Here is a 14,375-nt window from a genome sequence, read left to right on the forward strand (position 1 = left end):
CGAAAAAACCCCTCGCGGGTGCGAGAGGTCTGCGCGCGGGTCTGGGGCACGGTGGCCGTGCCGTACGTGGTGGTACGGACAGTCACTGCGGACCGGCGCGCCTGTTGCCAATAATCATGACGAACGAGGGCACGGAGGCAGTCTTGCACAGGGCCGCCTCCGTGCCGTGCCCCGTCTCAGGATGCGGGCGTGACGCTCGTCGCGCCGGACGGCTCCGACCGCCCCCGCGCGGACTCACCGGCGCCGACCCGGCCCAGGTCGATGTCGCGGGTCTCGCGCATGGCCAGGTAGACGACCAGGGAGACCGCGGCGCAGCCCGCCACGTACCAGTAGAAGCCGGACTCGACGCCCGCCTTCTTGAACCAGAGCGCCACGTATTCGGCGGTGCCGCCGAAGAGCGCGTTGGCGATGGCGTACGGGAGGGCGACGCCCAGGGCCCGGACGCCGGTCGGGAAGAGCTCGGCCTTCACACAGGCGTTGATCGAGGTGTACCCGGTGACGACGACCAGGGCGAGCAGCGCCAGGCCGAAGGCGGGCCAGAAGGTGCCGGCGTGCTTGAGCATCGTCATGATCGGCACGGTCAGGAAGGTGGAGCCGAGGGCGAAGGTCATCAGCAGCGGGCGGCGGCCGATCCGGTCGGAGAGCAGACCGGCCAGCGGCTGGATGCACATGAAGACGAACAGGGCGCAGAAGCTGACGAGCGAGGCGGTGGACTTCTCCATGCCCGCGCTCTTGGAGAGGAACTTGGTGAGGTACGTCGTGTACGTGTAGTACGCCACGGTCCCGCCCATGGTCAGCGCCATCACCAGGAACGCCTCGCGCTTGTGCTGCCACAGCGCTTTCAGCGTGCCGCGGTCCGCCTGCTCGGCGACTCCGGACTCCGCGTACACCTCGGTCTCCAGCATGGAGCGGCGCAGATAGAAGACGACCGCGGCGCCGAGCGCGCCGACGATGAACGGGATGCGCCAGCCCCAGCTGTGCAGGGCCGCGTCGGACATGTTGCGCTGCAGGACGATCAGGAGGCCGAGGCCGATGAGCTGGCCCGCCGTCATGGACACGTACTGGAAGCTGGAGGCGAAGCCGCGCCGGTGGGGTGCGGACGCCTCGGTCAGATAGGTGGCGCTGGCGGCGTACTCGCCCCCGACGGAGAGACCTTGGAGCAGCCGGGCCACCAGCAGGACGGCGACCCCGCCGTATCCCGCGACGTCGTACGTCGGCGCGACGGCGATGAGGATCGCGGAGGCCGACATGAGGGTGACGGTGAGGGTGAGCGCCGCCTTGCGGCCCCTGCGGTCACCGATGCGGCCGAGCATCCAGCCACCGACCGGCCGCATGAAGAAGCCGACGGCGAAGATGCCCATGGTGTTCATGAGATTGGCGGTCTCATTGCCTTCGGGGAAGAACGAATCCGCGAAGTAGACCGCGAAGGTCGCGTACACGAACCAGTCGAACCACTCGACCATGTTGCCCGCCGAGCCGACCCAGATTTTCTTCCACTGCTCTCGTCCCATGGTCCGTCACCGTGCCCGAACAGCCGGGAGCACAACAAGGGCCGGGCGGGCAACGATCATGCGTACTTACGTGCGTTTCGTTCACCGCGACGGGCGCGGCTCCCCGACGGTGAGCGAATCGTCGATGAACTCCCTGACCTGTTCGAGGACTTGAGGGCGCCCGGTGCCGGGGATGCCGACGGCGACATGGACGCTGAACCCGTCGAGCAGGGCGCGCAGCCGGGTCGCGAACCGCTCGGCGTCGACGGCACGGAACTCGCCGCGCGAGGCGCCCTCCGCCAGCAGCGCCACCAGGTCGCGGTGCCAGGCGCCCTCGATCGCGGCCTGCCGGGCACGTGCGTCGTCGTCCGCGCTCCGCGAACGGTTCCAGACCTCCAGCCAGAGCGTCCAGTGCGGATCGCGGTGACCGTCGGGCAGGTACAGATCGATGTACGCGTCCAGCCGTTCGCGGACCGTCACCCGCCCCGACAGCAGGATGCGCCGTTGTGCGCCGAGCCGTCCCTCGCTCCACTCCAGGGCCTGGAGCAGCAGCTCGTCCTTGGTGCGGAAGTAGTAGAGGAGATGTCCGCTGCTCATGCCGACCTCACGGCCGAGCCCGGCCATCGTGAGGCCGTCCAGGCCCCGTTCGGCGATGGTGGCCATGGCGGCGGCCAGCACTTCCTCGCGGGGCGGGGCGGTGTTGCGACGGCGTGGAGCGGGGGGCACGGTTCAGACCTTCGGCTGCTGCTGGGTGATGCAGTGGATGCCTCCACCGCCGGCAAAGATCGTACGGGCGTCGACGAGGCTCACCGTACGGTCGGGGAACAGTTCGCCGAAGACGGCCGCCGCTTCCTTGTCGCGCGGGTCGTCGAAGGCGCAGAGGATCACGCCGTCGTTGCAGAGGTAGTGGTTGATGTAGGAGTAGTCGACCCACTCGCCGTCGGCCTCCAGCACGGTGGGTGCCAGGACCTCCACGACCTCCAGGGGGCGGCCCCTGGCGTCGGTCGCGGCGCGCAGGACGCGCACGGTCTCCCGGGTGATCTCGTGGTCGGGGTGGGCCGGGTCCGGCTGGACGTGGGCGACGACCGTGCCGGGGCGCACGAAGGCGGCGACGATGTCGACATGGCCGAGGGTGCCGTAGATCCCGTAGTCACCGGCCAGCCCGCGGGGCAGCCAGATGGCCTTCTCGGTGCCGAGCCGGGCGTGGATCTCGGCCTCGACCTGCTCGCGGGTCCACTCGGGGTTGCGTTCCTTGCCGAGCTGGACGGTCTCGGTGAGCAGGACGGTGCCCTCGCCGTCGACGTGGATGGCACCGCCCTCGTTGACGAGCGTGGAGCCGTGCACGGGGACGTCGGCGAGCTCGGCGACGGAGCGGGCGATATGCCGGTCGTGCTCCCAGCGGGCCCAGTCCTGGGCGCCCCAGCCGTTGAACGTCCAGTCGACCGCGGCCAGTTGACGTCCGTCGGTGACGAAGGTGGGGCCGATGTCCCGCATCCAGGCATCGTCGAGCGGGCGGACGGCCAGCTCGATGTCCGGGCCGAGGAGGGCGCGGGCACCGTCCTCCTGGCCGGGTCCGACGACCATCGTGACGGGTTCGAAGCGGCGGACCGCGCGGGCGACGGTGGCCCAGGCGCCGCGGGCCTCGTCCAGCTCGGCGTCGGTGTCGAAGGTGGGGTTGGGGCCCGGCCAGGCCATCCAGGTGCGTTCGTGCGGGGCCCACTCGGGCGGCATGCGGAAGGTCATGAAGTCTCCTAGGGGGCGTCAGAGGAAGTAGAGGCGGTTGAGGGAGACGGAGTCGGCGGGCTCGGAGCGCAACGGGTCGCCGTCCAGGGTGACCAGACCGCTGTGGGCGTCCACGGCGACCTCTCCGGTACGGGAGTTGTGGACGAGGTCGCCGGGGCCGATGCCCCGGGTGCCGCGCACCCCGACGCGGCGCCGGCGCGTGGGCATCAGGTCGGCGCCGAGCTGGGTCGCGGCCTGCGAGACGAAGGCCACGGAGAGATCGGCCGCGGTGGCTCCGTACGCACCGAACTGCGGCCCGAGGATCAGGGGTTCGCAGGTGTCGGTGGCGGCGTTCGGGTCGCCCGTGACTCCGTACGCCGGGAAGCCGGACTTCAGCACGAGCTGTGGTTTCGCACCGAAGAACTCCGGCCGCCACAGCACGATGTCGGCGAGCTTCCCGGTCTCGATGGAACCGATCTCGTGCGAGAGGCCGTGGGCGATGGCGGGGTTGATGGTGAGCTTCGCGATGTAGCGCAGCACCCGGGCGTTGTCGTCCGCGGGGCCGTCGCCGTCCATCGGGCCGAGTTCGGCCTTCATCTTCCCGGCCATCGCGAAGGTGCGGCGCACCGTCTCGCCGGCCCGTCCCATGCCCTGCGCGTCGGAGGAGGTGATGCCGATGGCGCCCAGGTCGTGCAGGACGTCCTCGGCACCCATCGTCCCGGCGCGGATGCGGTCGCGGGCCATGGCCGCGTCGCCCGGCAGGTCCGTCTTGAGGTCGTGTACGGAGACGATCATCCCGTAGTGCTCGGCGACGGCGTCCCGGCCGAAGGGCAGCGTCGGATTGGTGGACGAGCCGATGACGTTCTCGACGCCCGCCATCTTCAGGACGTTGGGGACGTGACCACCGCCGCAGCCCTCGATGTGGAAGGCGTGGATGGTGCGGCCCTCCAGGACCCGCAGGGTGTCCTCGACCGACAGGCACTCGTTCAGCCCGTCGCTGTGCAGGGCGACCTGGACGTCGTGCTCCTCGGCGACCCGCAGCGCGGTGTCCAGGGCGCGGGTGTGGGCGCCCATGTCCTCGTGGACCTTGAAGCCGCAGGCCCCGCCCTCCGCGAGTGCCTCGACCAGCGGGGCCTGGTGGGAGGACGAACCGCGGCCCAGGAAGCCGATGTTGACCGGCCAGGCGTCGAAGGCGTTGAAGGCGTGGCGCAGGGCCCACGGCGAGTTGACGCCGACACCCCAGACCGGGCCGAACTCCTGGCCGATGATCGTGGTGACGCCGGAGGCGAGCGAGGCCTCCATGATCCGTGGCGAGAGCAGATGGACATGGGTGTCGACGGCGCCCGCCGTCGCGATCATCCCCTCACCGGAGACGATGGTCGTCCCCGTGCCGACGACGACGTCGACACCGTCCAGCGTGTCGGGATTGCCGGCCCGTCCGATCGCCGCGATCCGGCCCTCGCGGATACCGATCGACACCTTGCGGATGCCCTGCACGGCGTCGATGACCAGCACATTGCTGATGACGACATCGCAGGTGTCCCGGACGGCCGCGGCCTTGAGGTGCAGCCCGTCGCGGGCGGTCTTGCCGAACCCGGCGAGGAACTCCTCGCCGTACCGCTGGGCGTCGGACTCGACGCGGACGGTCAGCCCGGAGTCGCCGAGCCTGACCCGGTCCCCGGCGCGCGGGCCGTGCACGGAGGCGTATTCGTACGGATCGATGCTCATCGCTCGGCTCCCAGATATCCACAGGCCGCGGCGCGCCGCAGGGCCTCTTCGCGTGCTCCGGGCGCGTCGAGCGGCCCGTCCACCAGACCGGCGAACCCGATGGCGATCCGGCCACCACCGATGGGCACGAGACCGACCTCGACCGACTCCCCCGGCCCGAAGCGGACGGAGGACCCGGCGGGGACGTGGAGCCGCATCCCGTAGGCGGCGGACCGGTCGAAGTCGAGCCGCGGGTTGGCCTCGAAGAAGTGGAAGTGCGACGTGACGGAGACCGGCACGGTCGCCGTGTTGTGGACGGTCAGCCGCGCCGCGGGCTCCGGCTCGGGCGTGGCGGGGCCGGGGACGACTGCGCCGGGCGCGTCGTCGCCGAGCCCGTCGCCCAGCGGCCGGGAGACCACGGCGAGCCGCGAACCGTCGTCGAAGACGGCCTCCACATGGACCTCGGTGACGACATCCGCGACCCCGGGCAGCACGTCGTCGGGCCCGAGCACGGACCGCGCGGCCTCGATGGCCTCGGCGAGCCTGCGCCCGTCGCGGGCGGCCTCGCAGACCGTGTCCGCGATCAGGGCGGTCGCCTCGGGGACATTCAGCTTCAGCCCCCGCGCGCGGCGGGCCCGAGCCAGTTCGGCGGCGCCGAAGAGCAGCAGCCGGTCACGTTCCGTCGGGGTCAGTCGCACGCCCGAACACCTCCTGTTTAGAGCAGCACTCTAACCGCGAGGCAACGGTGAACGAAAGCTCGAATGCGTCACTTTTGAGCAGCGCTCCAACTGTGCGACCGCTTCGGGCACACGACGAAGGCCGCGCCCGGCAGGAAACCGGGCGCGGCCTTCGCGCGGACGACGGACGGGGTCGGCCGGGATCTTTCGTTCGGATCAGGAGGATCGACGGATCGACGGGGCGCGGTGCCGGGGCACACGAGCCCGGCGAAAGCCCTTAGCCGAGCGGGTGCATCCAGCCGTGGGTGTCCTCGGCGATGCCGCGCTGGATGTCGAGCAGGCGCTCGCGCAGCTTCAGCGTGACCTCGCCGGGCGCGCCGTCGCTCTGGGCCCACTCGCCGCCCGCGGACTTGACGGTGCCGACGGGCGTGATGACGGCGGCGGTGCCGCAGGCGAAGACCTCGGTGAGGGTGCCGTTCTCGGTGTCGGCCCGCCACTGGTCGATCGAGACCCGGCCCTCCTCGGACTCGTAGCCGAGGTCGCGGGCGACCTTGAGCAGCGAGTCACGGGTGACGCCGGCGAGCAGCGAGCCGGTCAGGGCCGGCGTGATGATCTTGTTCCCGTACACGAAGTACAGGTTCATCCCGCCGAGCTCCTCGACCCACTTGTGCTCGACCGCGTCGAGGTACGCGACCTGGTCGCAGCCCTTCGCGGTGGCCTCGGCCTGGGCGAGCAGGGACGCCGCGTAGTTGCCGCCGGTCTTGGCGTCGCCCATGCCGCCGGGGACGGCCCGCACCCGGTCCTCCGAGAGCCAGATCGAGACCGGCTTGACGCCACCGGGGAAGTACGCGCCCGCGGGCGAGGCGATCACCAGGAACAGGTACTCGTTGGCCGGCTTCACGCCGAGACCGACCTCGGTCGCGATCATGAACGGGCGCAGGTAGAGCGACTCCTCGCCGCCGTGCGTCGGAACCCATGCCTTGTCCTGCTCGACGAGCGCGTCACAGGCCGCGATGAACGTCTCGACGGGCAGTTCCGGCATGGCGAGCCGGTGCGCGGACGCCTGGAAGCGCTTGGCGTTGGCCTCGGGACGGAACGTGGCGACCGAGCCGTCGGGCTGGCGGTAGGCCTTCAGGCCCTCGAAGATCTCCTGCGCGTAGTGCAGGGTCATGTTGGCGGGGTCGATCGACAGCGGTGCGTACGGGACGAGCTGGGCGTCGTGCCAGCCGCGGCCTTCGGTCCACTTGATCGTCACCATGTGATCGGTGAAGTAGCGGCCGAATCCGGGCTTGACCAGAATCGCCTCGCGCTCCGCGTCGGACAGCGGATTCGAGGAGGGCTTGAGCTCGATCGTGGGCGTCGTCATGAGTGCGTGTCCTTCACCGGTTGTGTGTGTTGGACCGCGCTCGCGCCGCTCCTGCCGGGCAGGTGCTAGGACGTCCGAGCTTCAGTGCGAGCCACGGCCCCGTTCGATTATCGCTCCCGGGTGGCCGTGCACGAAATGACGCGAATGCGGTCCAGTGGTCGATGGTTGCACCCGGGGCCGCACAGGAGAAGCCGCCGGGTGCGGTTGCGACCCGGCGGCTTCGAAACGGAGTCGTCGGGTCAGCTCGCTACGCGTACCGCGAGCGCGTCGCCGATCTGATCGGTCGTACGGGTCGTCACCCCGTCGCGCTCCGCGAGGTCGGCGGAGACGGCGTCCTCGATGCGCACGGCCTCGGCCTCGTAGCCGAGGTGGCGCAGCAGGAGGGCGACGGAGAGAACCGTGGCGGTCGGGTCGGCCTTGCCCTGGCCCGCGATGTCGGGGGCGGAGCCGTGGACCGGCTCGAACATCGACGGGAAGGTGCCCGTCGGGTTGATGTTGCCGGACGCGGCCAGGCCGATGCCGCCGGTCACGGCAGCGGCGAGGTCGGTGAGGATGTCACCGAAGAGGTTGTCGGTGACGATGACGTCGAAGCGCTCCGGCTGGGTGACGAAGAAGATCGTCGCGGCGTCGACGTGCAGATAGTCGGTGGTGACCTCGGGGTACTCGGTCGCGACCCGGTCGAAGATGTTCTTCCACATGTGGCCCGCGTACACGAGGACGTTGTTCTTGTGAACCAGCGTCAGCTTCTTGCGCGGGCGGGAGTTCGCCCGCTCGAAGGCGTCACGGACGACGCGCTCGACACCGTACGCGGTGTTCACGCTGACCTCGGTGGCGACCTCGGCCGGCGTACCGGTGCGCAGCGAACCGCCGTTGCCGGTGTACGGGCCCTCGGTGCCCTCGCGGACGACGACGAAGTCGATGTCCGGACGGCCGGCCAGCGGGGTCGCGGTGTTCGGGAACAGCTTCGACGGCCGCAGGTTGATGAAGTGGTCGAAGGCGAACCGCAGCTTCAGCAGGAGCCCGCGCTCCAGGACACCGGACGGCACGGAGGGGTCACCGATCGCGCCGAGCAGGATGGCGTCGTGGCCCTTGAGGGCTGCCAGCTCCGCGTCCGGAAGGGTTTCGCCGGTACGGTGCCAGCGCTGGGCGCCGAGGTCGTACTCCTTGGTCTCCAGCTTCACATCCTGCGGGAGAACAGCGTTGAGGACCTTGAGGCCCTGGGCCACGACCTCCTGGCCGATACCGTCACCGGGGATCACTGCGAGATTGATGCTGCGAGACATGTCCGCACCTTACTGCGCGTCCCACCCCATGACACGTCATGTCCACCATACGGACACACGGGAAGCTGTACGTGTACCGTTCATCCACTCGACGGGACGGCGTCAGGCGGCGGGTGGATGTTCGGCTCCATGGACATCCCCCGTTTCGGAATTCCCGAGAAGCTCGCCGACCGTATGAGCATGGCCGAGCAGCACGAATATCTGCGCACCCGGCTGACCCGGCGTGGCGCGCTCCGCACGGGCGTGGCGACCGCGGCCGTCGCCGGTGCCGGTCTCGGCACCTCTTTCGCCGCCCCGCCCGCCTACGCCGCTCCGACCGTCCTGACCTCGCGTCACACCTCCACCCAGGTGGACGGTTCGCTGGTGGCGCCGTTCGGCCGGCACCTGGCGTACGGGGCCGACCCGAAGACGCAGATGGCGGTCTCCTGGCAGGTCCCGTTCGCCGTGCGGCGGCCGTACATCCGCATCGGCCTCAAGCCGTGGGCGCTGAGCCGCCGGATCGACGCGGAGGTGCGCCACCTCACCACGCCCGAGCTGAACGGAGGGAAGATCGCGGCGGCCGAGCAGTTCTACCTGCACGCGAGCCTGGAGCGGCTGCGGCCCGGCACGACGTACTACTACGGCGTCGGCCACGACGGCTTCGACCCCGCCGACACCCGCAACCTGGGCACGCTCGGCACCTTCACCACCGCGCCCTCGCGCGCCGAGACCTTCACCTTCACCGCCTTCGGTGACCAGGGCGTCAGCTACCACGCGCTGGGCAACGACCAGTTGATCCTGGGCCAGAACCCGGCGTTCCACCTGCACGCGGGGGACATCTGCTACGCCGACCCGTCCGGCTCCGGGCAGAGCACCGACACCTACGACGCCCGCACCTGGGACCAGTTCCTGGCGCAGACGGAGACCGTGTCGAAGACCGTGCCGTGGATGGTGACCACCGGCAACCACGACATGGAGGCGTGGTACTCGCCGGACGGCTACGGCGGCCAGAACGCCCGCTGGACGCTGCCCGACAACGGCCCGGACCCGGTGAACCAGCCCGGTGCGTACTCCTTCGTGCACGGCAACGTGGGGGTCGTCGCCCTCGACGCCAACGACGTCTCGTACGAGATCCCGGCCAACTTCGGCATCAGCGACGGCCGGCAGACGCGCTGGCTGGACCGGCGCCTCGGTGAGCTGCGGGCCCGTCACGACATCGACTTCGTCGTGGTCTTCTTCCACCACTGTGCCTTCTCGACGACCAACGCGCACGCCTCGGACGGCGGGGTGCGCGACGCCTGGGTGCCGCTCTTCGAGAAGCACCAGGTGGACCTGGTCATCAACGGCCACAACCACGTCTACGAGCGCACGGACGCGATCCTGAAGAACGCGGTGCGGCGCAAGGTGCCGATCGGCGAGCGCACCGACCCGACGCGGGACGGCATCGTGTATGTCACGGCGGGCGGCGCGGGCAAGGCGCTGTACAACTTCCCGGCGCCGGACAGCTACGAGGGGCACGTGAAGGACCAGGACAGCGTGGCCACGTACCACGTGGTCAAGGGCGGCGGGAAGGCGAGCGAGACCGTGGAGTGGTCGCGGGTGCGCTACACCGGCTTCTCGTTCCTGGCGGTGGAGGTGGAGCCCGGTCGGCACGCCCGGATGAAGGTCACCGCGCTCGCCGAGTCGGGCGAACGGATCGACCATTTCGAGATCAGCCGCGGCTGAGCACCCGCCGAACATCCGCGGAGCGGGTGTTCCCCGGGCCGGCCCAGCCGATCGGGGCGGCAGCCGATCGGGGCGGCAGCCGATCGGGGCGAGCCGCCGGTCTCTCGGCGGCTCGTACCGACGGCTCGTACGGGCGGTTTCGTACGGGCGGTTTCGTACGGGCGGCTCGTATCGACGACCCGTACGGGCGGCTCGTACCGGCGTCCCGTCTCAGTGGCCCGTGGAGCCGCCGTTGTCCCGGCGGTCGAGGGCCCGCTGCAGGGCGGCGGCGGCGTTCTGGCGCTCCGACTCGGTCGGGCGGCGGGTGTGGCGGACGCGGCGGACAGTCGTCTCGGCCATGATGGATCGACTCCTTGAGATCGCGAGGATTTCGAGATCGAAAAACCGTGAACGTGATTTCGAGATCGGGATTTCGAGGCGCCGGAAGGGGCGGGAAGCGGGCGCCGCAGGGGTTGCCTGCACGGAGCGCGCGCTCACGACCGCCAGTCGCTGGATCTAGCGAGACGTTCGGCTCCTACAAAGCTAGGGCAGTCCGGCCGGTCTGTCTCCACAATTACTCGGACTTCCTACTATCTGAGACGGAGGTTTACGGCCGTCCGCCCAGGATTCCCGGATCAGGACCCGGACGACGTGCGATCGTGCCTGCTCAGAGGTGGTGACATGGCCGATCGAGCGCGTCGGACGCCCCGGCCCGGGAGCGGTGGTCCCGACCGGGTCCGGCGCTCCTTCGAGTGACGGCTCCGGCAGAATCGCGCGCCGATCCGGCCTGATCCGAACGAAGGACCCCGGCACTCATCCCACGCGCTGTCCGAACTCCTGCACCCCCACCACGCGCAGCAGTTTCAGCCGCTCGTGGGCCTCGCTGCCCGGCCTCGCCGTATGGATGACCAGGCTCTGCCCGCAGGCCGCGCTGAGCAGCACCTCACACTCCAGGTCCAGGAGCCCGACGACCGGATGCAGGAACCGCTTGTGCTCCGCGCGCCGCAGCGCCACCTGATGCTCCGTCCACAGCGCCTCGAACTCCGCGCTCCCCTCGCGCAGTTCCCTGACCAGGGCGCCCAGCTGGGCGTCGTCGGGGCGCGCCGCGGACACCGCGCGGAGCTGGGCCGCATAGACGCGGGAGTGCGTCTCGTGGTCCTCGGGCGGGAAGAGCGTCCGCGTGGCCGGGTCGGTGAACCACGACCGGACGACGTTGTGCCCCGGCCGTGTCTCACCGACCAGCGCGATGGCCATGGCGTTCTGCGCCAGCACCTCGCCCCGGTCGCTGAAGACCTGGGCGGGCGCGTCGTGCAGCCGGTCGAGGACCATGAGCAGACCGGGACGCACATGCTGCGTGGGGCCGAGCCGGTCGCGCGGCGGTTCCTCCCCCGCCAGATGGAAGAGATGGTCGCGCTCGTCCTCGCTCAGCCGCAGCGCCCGCGCCAGCGCGGACAGCATCTGGCGCGAGGGGCGCGAACCGCGGCTCTGCTCCAGGCGCGTGTAGTGGTCCACGGACGCGCCGGTGAGCTGGGCGATCTCTTCCCGCCGCAGCCCCGGCGTACGCCTCCGGGAGCCTGCGGTCAGACCGACGTCGGCCGGTTCGAGGCGGGCGCGGCAGCGGCGCAGGAAGTCGGCGAGTTCGGTTCTGTCGAGGTCCACGCGCACATCATCGTCGAGGGCCCGATCCGTATCCAGGGAGAGCCGGTCCCTGGATCACCGCGTCTCTCCCGCCGTTTCCCGACCCGTCGCAGAGTGATCACGACAGGCCGCCGGCACACGGCGGTGACGGACGGAAGGAACCGATGATGCTGACTCTGGTGACGGGCGTGACGGGCGAGGTCGGACGGCGCTTCGTCCCCCGGCTGCTGAAGCGGACCGCGCCCGGCGACACGGTCCGGGTGATCGTGCGGGACGCGAAGCGGGGTGAGCGGTACGCGGCGCTGGGGGCGGAGGTCGTCGTGGGTGATCTGCGGGACCCGGCGGACGTGGCGAAGGCGGTGGCCGGGACGGATGCGGTGGTGAACATCGCGGCGGCGTTCCGCGAGGTGCCGGACGACGAGATGTGGGCGGTCAACCGTGACGCGGCCCTGCTGCTCGCACGGGCGGCGGTGGAGGCGGGCACGGGCAGGTTCGTCCAGGTCAGCACCAACCTCTCGTACGGTACGGGGCGCGGCAGGCCGCTCACGGAGGAAGACGCGACGGTGCCCGGCGGCCCCATGTGGGGTGCGTACGCGCAGTCCAAGGCGGCCGCCGAGGAGGGCCTTCTCGCCCTGCACCGCGAGCACGGGCTCGACGTCCGGATCGCCGTCCTGCCCTTCGTGTACGGGGAGGGCGACCCGCACCTCGCGCAGTCGATGCAGTGGGTGGGCGGCTGGGCCGCGACACAGCGTCTGGCGATGGTGCATCACGCGGACATCGCGCAGGCCCTGTTGCGACTGCTGTTCGCTCCCGGTCTGGCGGGCCGGCGCTACAACGTCTCGGACGACGCCCCGGTCACGGCGGTGGAGCTGCACCAGCTCAACGGGGTACCGGTGCCGGCCGAGCTGGCGGACCGGGCCGACCCCGATCCCTGGTACGGACTGATGTCGACCGGCCGGGCCCGCGACGAGCTGGGCTACCGGCCGCTGTACCCGTCGGTGTGGACGGCCCGGGACGCGGGCGCGCTGTAGCGGGCCGGCCACACGGCGCGGCAGACCATGGGGCGCGGGGCGCCAGGGTGCGGGCTCCGCCGGTGGGCGGGCTCCGCCGGTGGGCGGGCTCCGCCGGTGGGCGGGCTCCGCCGGTGGGCGGGCTCCGCCGGTGGGCGGGCTCGGCCGGTGGGCGGGCTCGGCCGGTGGGCGGGCTCGGCCGGTGGGCGGGCTCGGCTCAGAGCACGTCCCCGTCCCGCCAGTCGAAGATCAGCGTCCCGGACACCCGGGGCAGCGCGCGGCCGGCCCCACCGCGGACGTAGGTGCTGCCCTCCTCGTCGGGCAGCATCTCCACCCCGTGCCTTCCCTGCACGGCGATCCGTCCGGGCCACACCTGCCAGCCGCGCCCCGCGTAGAGCGCCGCCCCGGCAGCCGACGCGGACAGGGCCCCGAAGGCGTACGCCCCGTCGACGACCTGTTCCAGCGCGGCCATCACCCGCCCGCCGAGCCCCTCTTGGCGCCGGTCGGCGCGGACGGCCACGGCCTCCACGTAGCCGACCCGGTACGAGCGGTCCTCGTGGATGACCCGGCGCTGGACGACGCTGCCGTGCGCGAGGAGCCCGCTGTCGTCCCGTACAAGGGCGTGAATGCCGCCGAGGGCGTGGTCCCAGTCGTCGGCGCTGAACTCCCCCTCGAAGGCGGCGTCCAGGAAGGCGCGGATCTCGTCGAGGGCGGCCGGGGTCAGCCGGTGGGTGTGCGTGGTGCGCGGGATCGGGTCGGTCGGCTCGCTCATGCGCCCCAGTCTCCCGGACACCGCGGCCGCCGGCGCCGGCCCTCGTACCCGTCACGCGCCGAGGAGTCGTGCGCCGCACGGGAGCCGGTCGCGGGAACGGCCTCCGTGCTCCCGGGCCCCGGTACGGGGCCAGCACCTGCCCGCTCTCCGGACACCGACCGGCCGGGCGCGCCGTTTCTGTCCGACGACCCCCTGGTCCGGACCTGCCGTCGCCGCCACACTGCCGACATGTCTGACACCACAGCCCTGCCCCCGCGGTGGACTCCCACCCATGGAAAGCCGTACCTGCCGGTCCCCTACCGTCCCGAGCGGGCCCCGGCCGCCGAGTCCCTTTCCCGTTCCGCGGAGTTGCGACGGCGGATGGACGAGCGCAGAACCGTACGCCGGTTCTCCGCGGATCCCGTGCCGGAACAGGTGGTGAAGGACGCGATCGCCTGCGCCGCGACCGCACCGTCCGGCGCCCATCAGCAGCCGTGGACGTTCGTCCTGGTCAAGGACCCGGAGGTACGGCGGCGCATCCGGGAGGCGGCCGAGCACGAGGAGCGGATCAGTTACGACGGCAGGCTCGGCGAGGAGTGGCTGGCGGCGCTGCGCCCGCTGGGCACGGATTCCGTCAAGGCCCATATGACGGATGCCCCGGCCCTCGTCGTGGTGTTCCAGCAGCGGTACTGGATGGGCGAGGACGGCACCCGGCGCAAGCACTACTACGTCGACGAGTCCGTCGGGATCGCGGTCGGGATGCTGCTCTCGGCCCTGCATCTGTCGGGCCTGGCCGCGCTGATCCATACGCCGAGCCCGATGCGGTTCCTGCGCGAGGTGCTGGACCGCCCGGAGAACGAGAAGGCGTTCGCGGTGATCCCGGTCGGTTATCCGGCCGACGACTGCGAGGTGCCCGGCCTGGTGCGCAAGTCCCTGGACCAGGTGCTCGTGGAGATCTGAACCCGCCGCTCCACAGCGCCGGCCCACATGGAAACCGCCTCCCGACCGGCAGGGGAACCGGGCGGGAGGCGGGAATCGTGGCGGGGCG

The 14,375-nt window shown here is 71.1% G+C and carries 13 protein-coding genes; 3 read left to right on the top strand and 10 right to left on the bottom strand.

Features of this window, described 5'->3' with window-relative positions; translation table 11 throughout:
- Positions 1-176: 176 nt before the first annotated feature.
- The 7 genes from ACZ68L_RS18505 to ACZ68L_RS18535 form a co-directional block, all read right to left on the bottom strand.
- Positions 177-1,511 (bottom strand): MFS transporter, encoded by a 1,335-nt coding sequence (locus tag ACZ68L_RS18505; protein WP_469577971.1) that lies wholly within the window; start codon positions 1,509-1,511, stop codon positions 177-179.
- Positions 1,512-1,592: 81 nt separating this feature from the next.
- Positions 1,593-2,216 (bottom strand): TetR/AcrR family transcriptional regulator, encoded by a 624-nt coding sequence (locus ACZ68L_RS18510; protein WP_469577973.1) that lies wholly within the window; start codon positions 2,214-2,216, stop codon positions 1,593-1,595.
- A 3-nt stretch (positions 2,217-2,219) separates the two neighbouring features.
- Positions 2,220-3,233: an agmatine deiminase family protein gene (locus ACZ68L_RS18515; protein WP_469577975.1), complete on the bottom strand. Its 1,014-nt coding sequence runs from the start codon at positions 3,231-3,233 to the stop codon at positions 2,220-2,222.
- An 18-nt stretch (positions 3,234-3,251) separates the two neighbouring features.
- Positions 3,252-4,940: an urease subunit alpha gene (locus ACZ68L_RS18520; protein ID WP_469577976.1), complete on the bottom strand. Its 1,689-nt coding sequence runs from the start codon at positions 4,938-4,940 to the stop codon at positions 3,252-3,254.
- Positions 4,937-5,617, bottom strand: a complete 681-nt coding sequence (gene ureA, locus ACZ68L_RS18525) for an urease subunit gamma (RefSeq protein ID WP_469577978.1) — start codon at positions 5,615-5,617, stop codon at positions 4,937-4,939. The genes ACZ68L_RS18520 and ureA overlap by 4 nt, the downstream gene beginning before the upstream one ends.
- A 256-nt stretch (positions 5,618-5,873) precedes the next feature.
- Positions 5,874-6,962, bottom strand: coding sequence for a branched-chain amino acid aminotransferase (locus tag ACZ68L_RS18530; protein WP_469577980.1), 1,089 nt, complete (start codon positions 6,960-6,962; stop codon positions 5,874-5,876).
- Positions 6,963-7,201: 239 nt separating this feature from the next.
- Positions 7,202-8,245: a 3-isopropylmalate dehydrogenase gene (locus ACZ68L_RS18535; protein ID WP_469577982.1), complete on the bottom strand. Its 1,044-nt coding sequence runs from the start codon at positions 8,243-8,245 to the stop codon at positions 7,202-7,204.
- A gap of 129 nt (positions 8,246-8,374) precedes the next feature.
- Here ACZ68L_RS18535 and ACZ68L_RS18540 point away from each other — a divergent pair, with 129 nt between their 5' ends.
- Positions 8,375-9,949 carry a purple acid phosphatase family protein gene (locus ACZ68L_RS18540; protein ID WP_469577984.1) on the top strand — a complete coding sequence of 525 codons (1,575 nt, stop codon included), beginning with the start codon at positions 8,375-8,377 and terminating at the stop codon, positions 9,947-9,949.
- A gap of 210 nt (positions 9,950-10,159) precedes the next feature.
- Here ACZ68L_RS18540 and ACZ68L_RS18545 read toward each other — a convergent pair whose 3' ends face one another.
- The gene (locus ACZ68L_RS18545; protein ID WP_382942278.1) at positions 10,160-10,288 is read right to left on the bottom strand and encodes a hypothetical protein; all 129 of its coding nucleotides are present in this window, start codon (positions 10,286-10,288) and stop codon (positions 10,160-10,162) included.
- Positions 10,289-10,741: 453 nt separating this feature from the next.
- Positions 10,742-11,587 carry a helix-turn-helix transcriptional regulator gene (locus ACZ68L_RS18550; RefSeq protein ID WP_469577987.1) on the bottom strand — a complete coding sequence of 282 codons (846 nt, stop codon included), beginning with the start codon at positions 11,585-11,587 and terminating at the stop codon, positions 10,742-10,744.
- A 146-nt stretch (positions 11,588-11,733) separates the two neighbouring features.
- Here ACZ68L_RS18550 and ACZ68L_RS18555 point away from each other — a divergent pair, with 146 nt between their 5' ends.
- Positions 11,734-12,597 (top strand): NAD-dependent epimerase/dehydratase family protein, encoded by an 864-nt coding sequence (locus ACZ68L_RS18555; protein WP_469578165.1) that lies wholly within the window; start codon positions 11,734-11,736, stop codon positions 12,595-12,597.
- 196 nt (positions 12,598-12,793) lie between these two features.
- Here ACZ68L_RS18555 and ACZ68L_RS18560 read toward each other — a convergent pair whose 3' ends face one another.
- On the bottom strand, positions 12,794-13,348 hold the full coding sequence (locus ACZ68L_RS18560) for a GNAT family N-acetyltransferase (RefSeq protein WP_469577989.1): 555 nt from the start codon (positions 13,346-13,348) through the stop codon (positions 12,794-12,796).
- Between the two features lie 228 nt (positions 13,349-13,576).
- On the opposite strand from ACZ68L_RS18560, the gene ACZ68L_RS18565 reads away from it, so the two are divergent.
- Positions 13,577-14,287: a nitroreductase family protein gene (locus tag ACZ68L_RS18565; protein ID WP_469577991.1), complete on the top strand. Its 711-nt coding sequence runs from the start codon at positions 13,577-13,579 to the stop codon at positions 14,285-14,287.
- The last annotated feature ends 88 nt before the right edge of the window (positions 14,288-14,375 follow it).

The organism is Streptomyces sp. NPDC104309, from assembly GCF_055584025.1.

What these genes read in the sequence shown, in the direction of transcription:
- ACZ68L_RS18505 (WP_469577971.1), bottom strand. Translation starts at nt 1,511, where the DNA reads ATGGGACGAGAGCAGTGGAAGAAAATCTGGGTCGGCTCGGCGGGCAAC.
- ACZ68L_RS18515 (WP_469577975.1), bottom strand. Translation starts at nt 3,233, where the DNA reads ATGACCTTCCGCATGCCGCCCGAGTGGGCCCCGCACGAACGCACCTGG.
- ACZ68L_RS18520 (WP_469577976.1), bottom strand. Translation starts at nt 4,940, where the DNA reads ATGAGCATCGATCCGTACGAATACGCCTCCGTGCACGGCCCGCGCGCC.
- ACZ68L_RS18530 (WP_469577980.1), bottom strand. Translation starts at nt 6,962, where the DNA reads ATGACGACGCCCACGATCGAGCTCAAGCCCTCCTCGAATCCGCTGTCC.
- ACZ68L_RS18535 (WP_469577982.1), bottom strand. Translation starts at nt 8,245, where the DNA reads ATGTCTCGCAGCATCAATCTCGCAGTGATCCCCGGTGACGGTATCGGC.
- ACZ68L_RS18540 (WP_469577984.1), top strand. Translation starts at nt 8,375, where the DNA reads ATGGACATCCCCCGTTTCGGAATTCCCGAGAAGCTCGCCGACCGTATG.
- ACZ68L_RS18545 (WP_382942278.1), bottom strand. Translation starts at nt 10,288, where the DNA reads ATGGCCGAGACGACTGTCCGCCGCGTCCGCCACACCCGCCGCCCGACC.
- ACZ68L_RS18555 (WP_469578165.1), top strand. Translation starts at nt 11,734, where the DNA reads ATGCTGACTCTGGTGACGGGCGTGACGGGCGAGGTCGGACGGCGCTTC.
- ACZ68L_RS18560 (WP_469577989.1), bottom strand. Translation starts at nt 13,348, where the DNA reads ATGAGCGAGCCGACCGACCCGATCCCGCGCACCACGCACACCCACCGG.
- ACZ68L_RS18565 (WP_469577991.1), top strand. Translation starts at nt 13,577, where the DNA reads ATGTCTGACACCACAGCCCTGCCCCCGCGGTGGACTCCCACCCATGGA.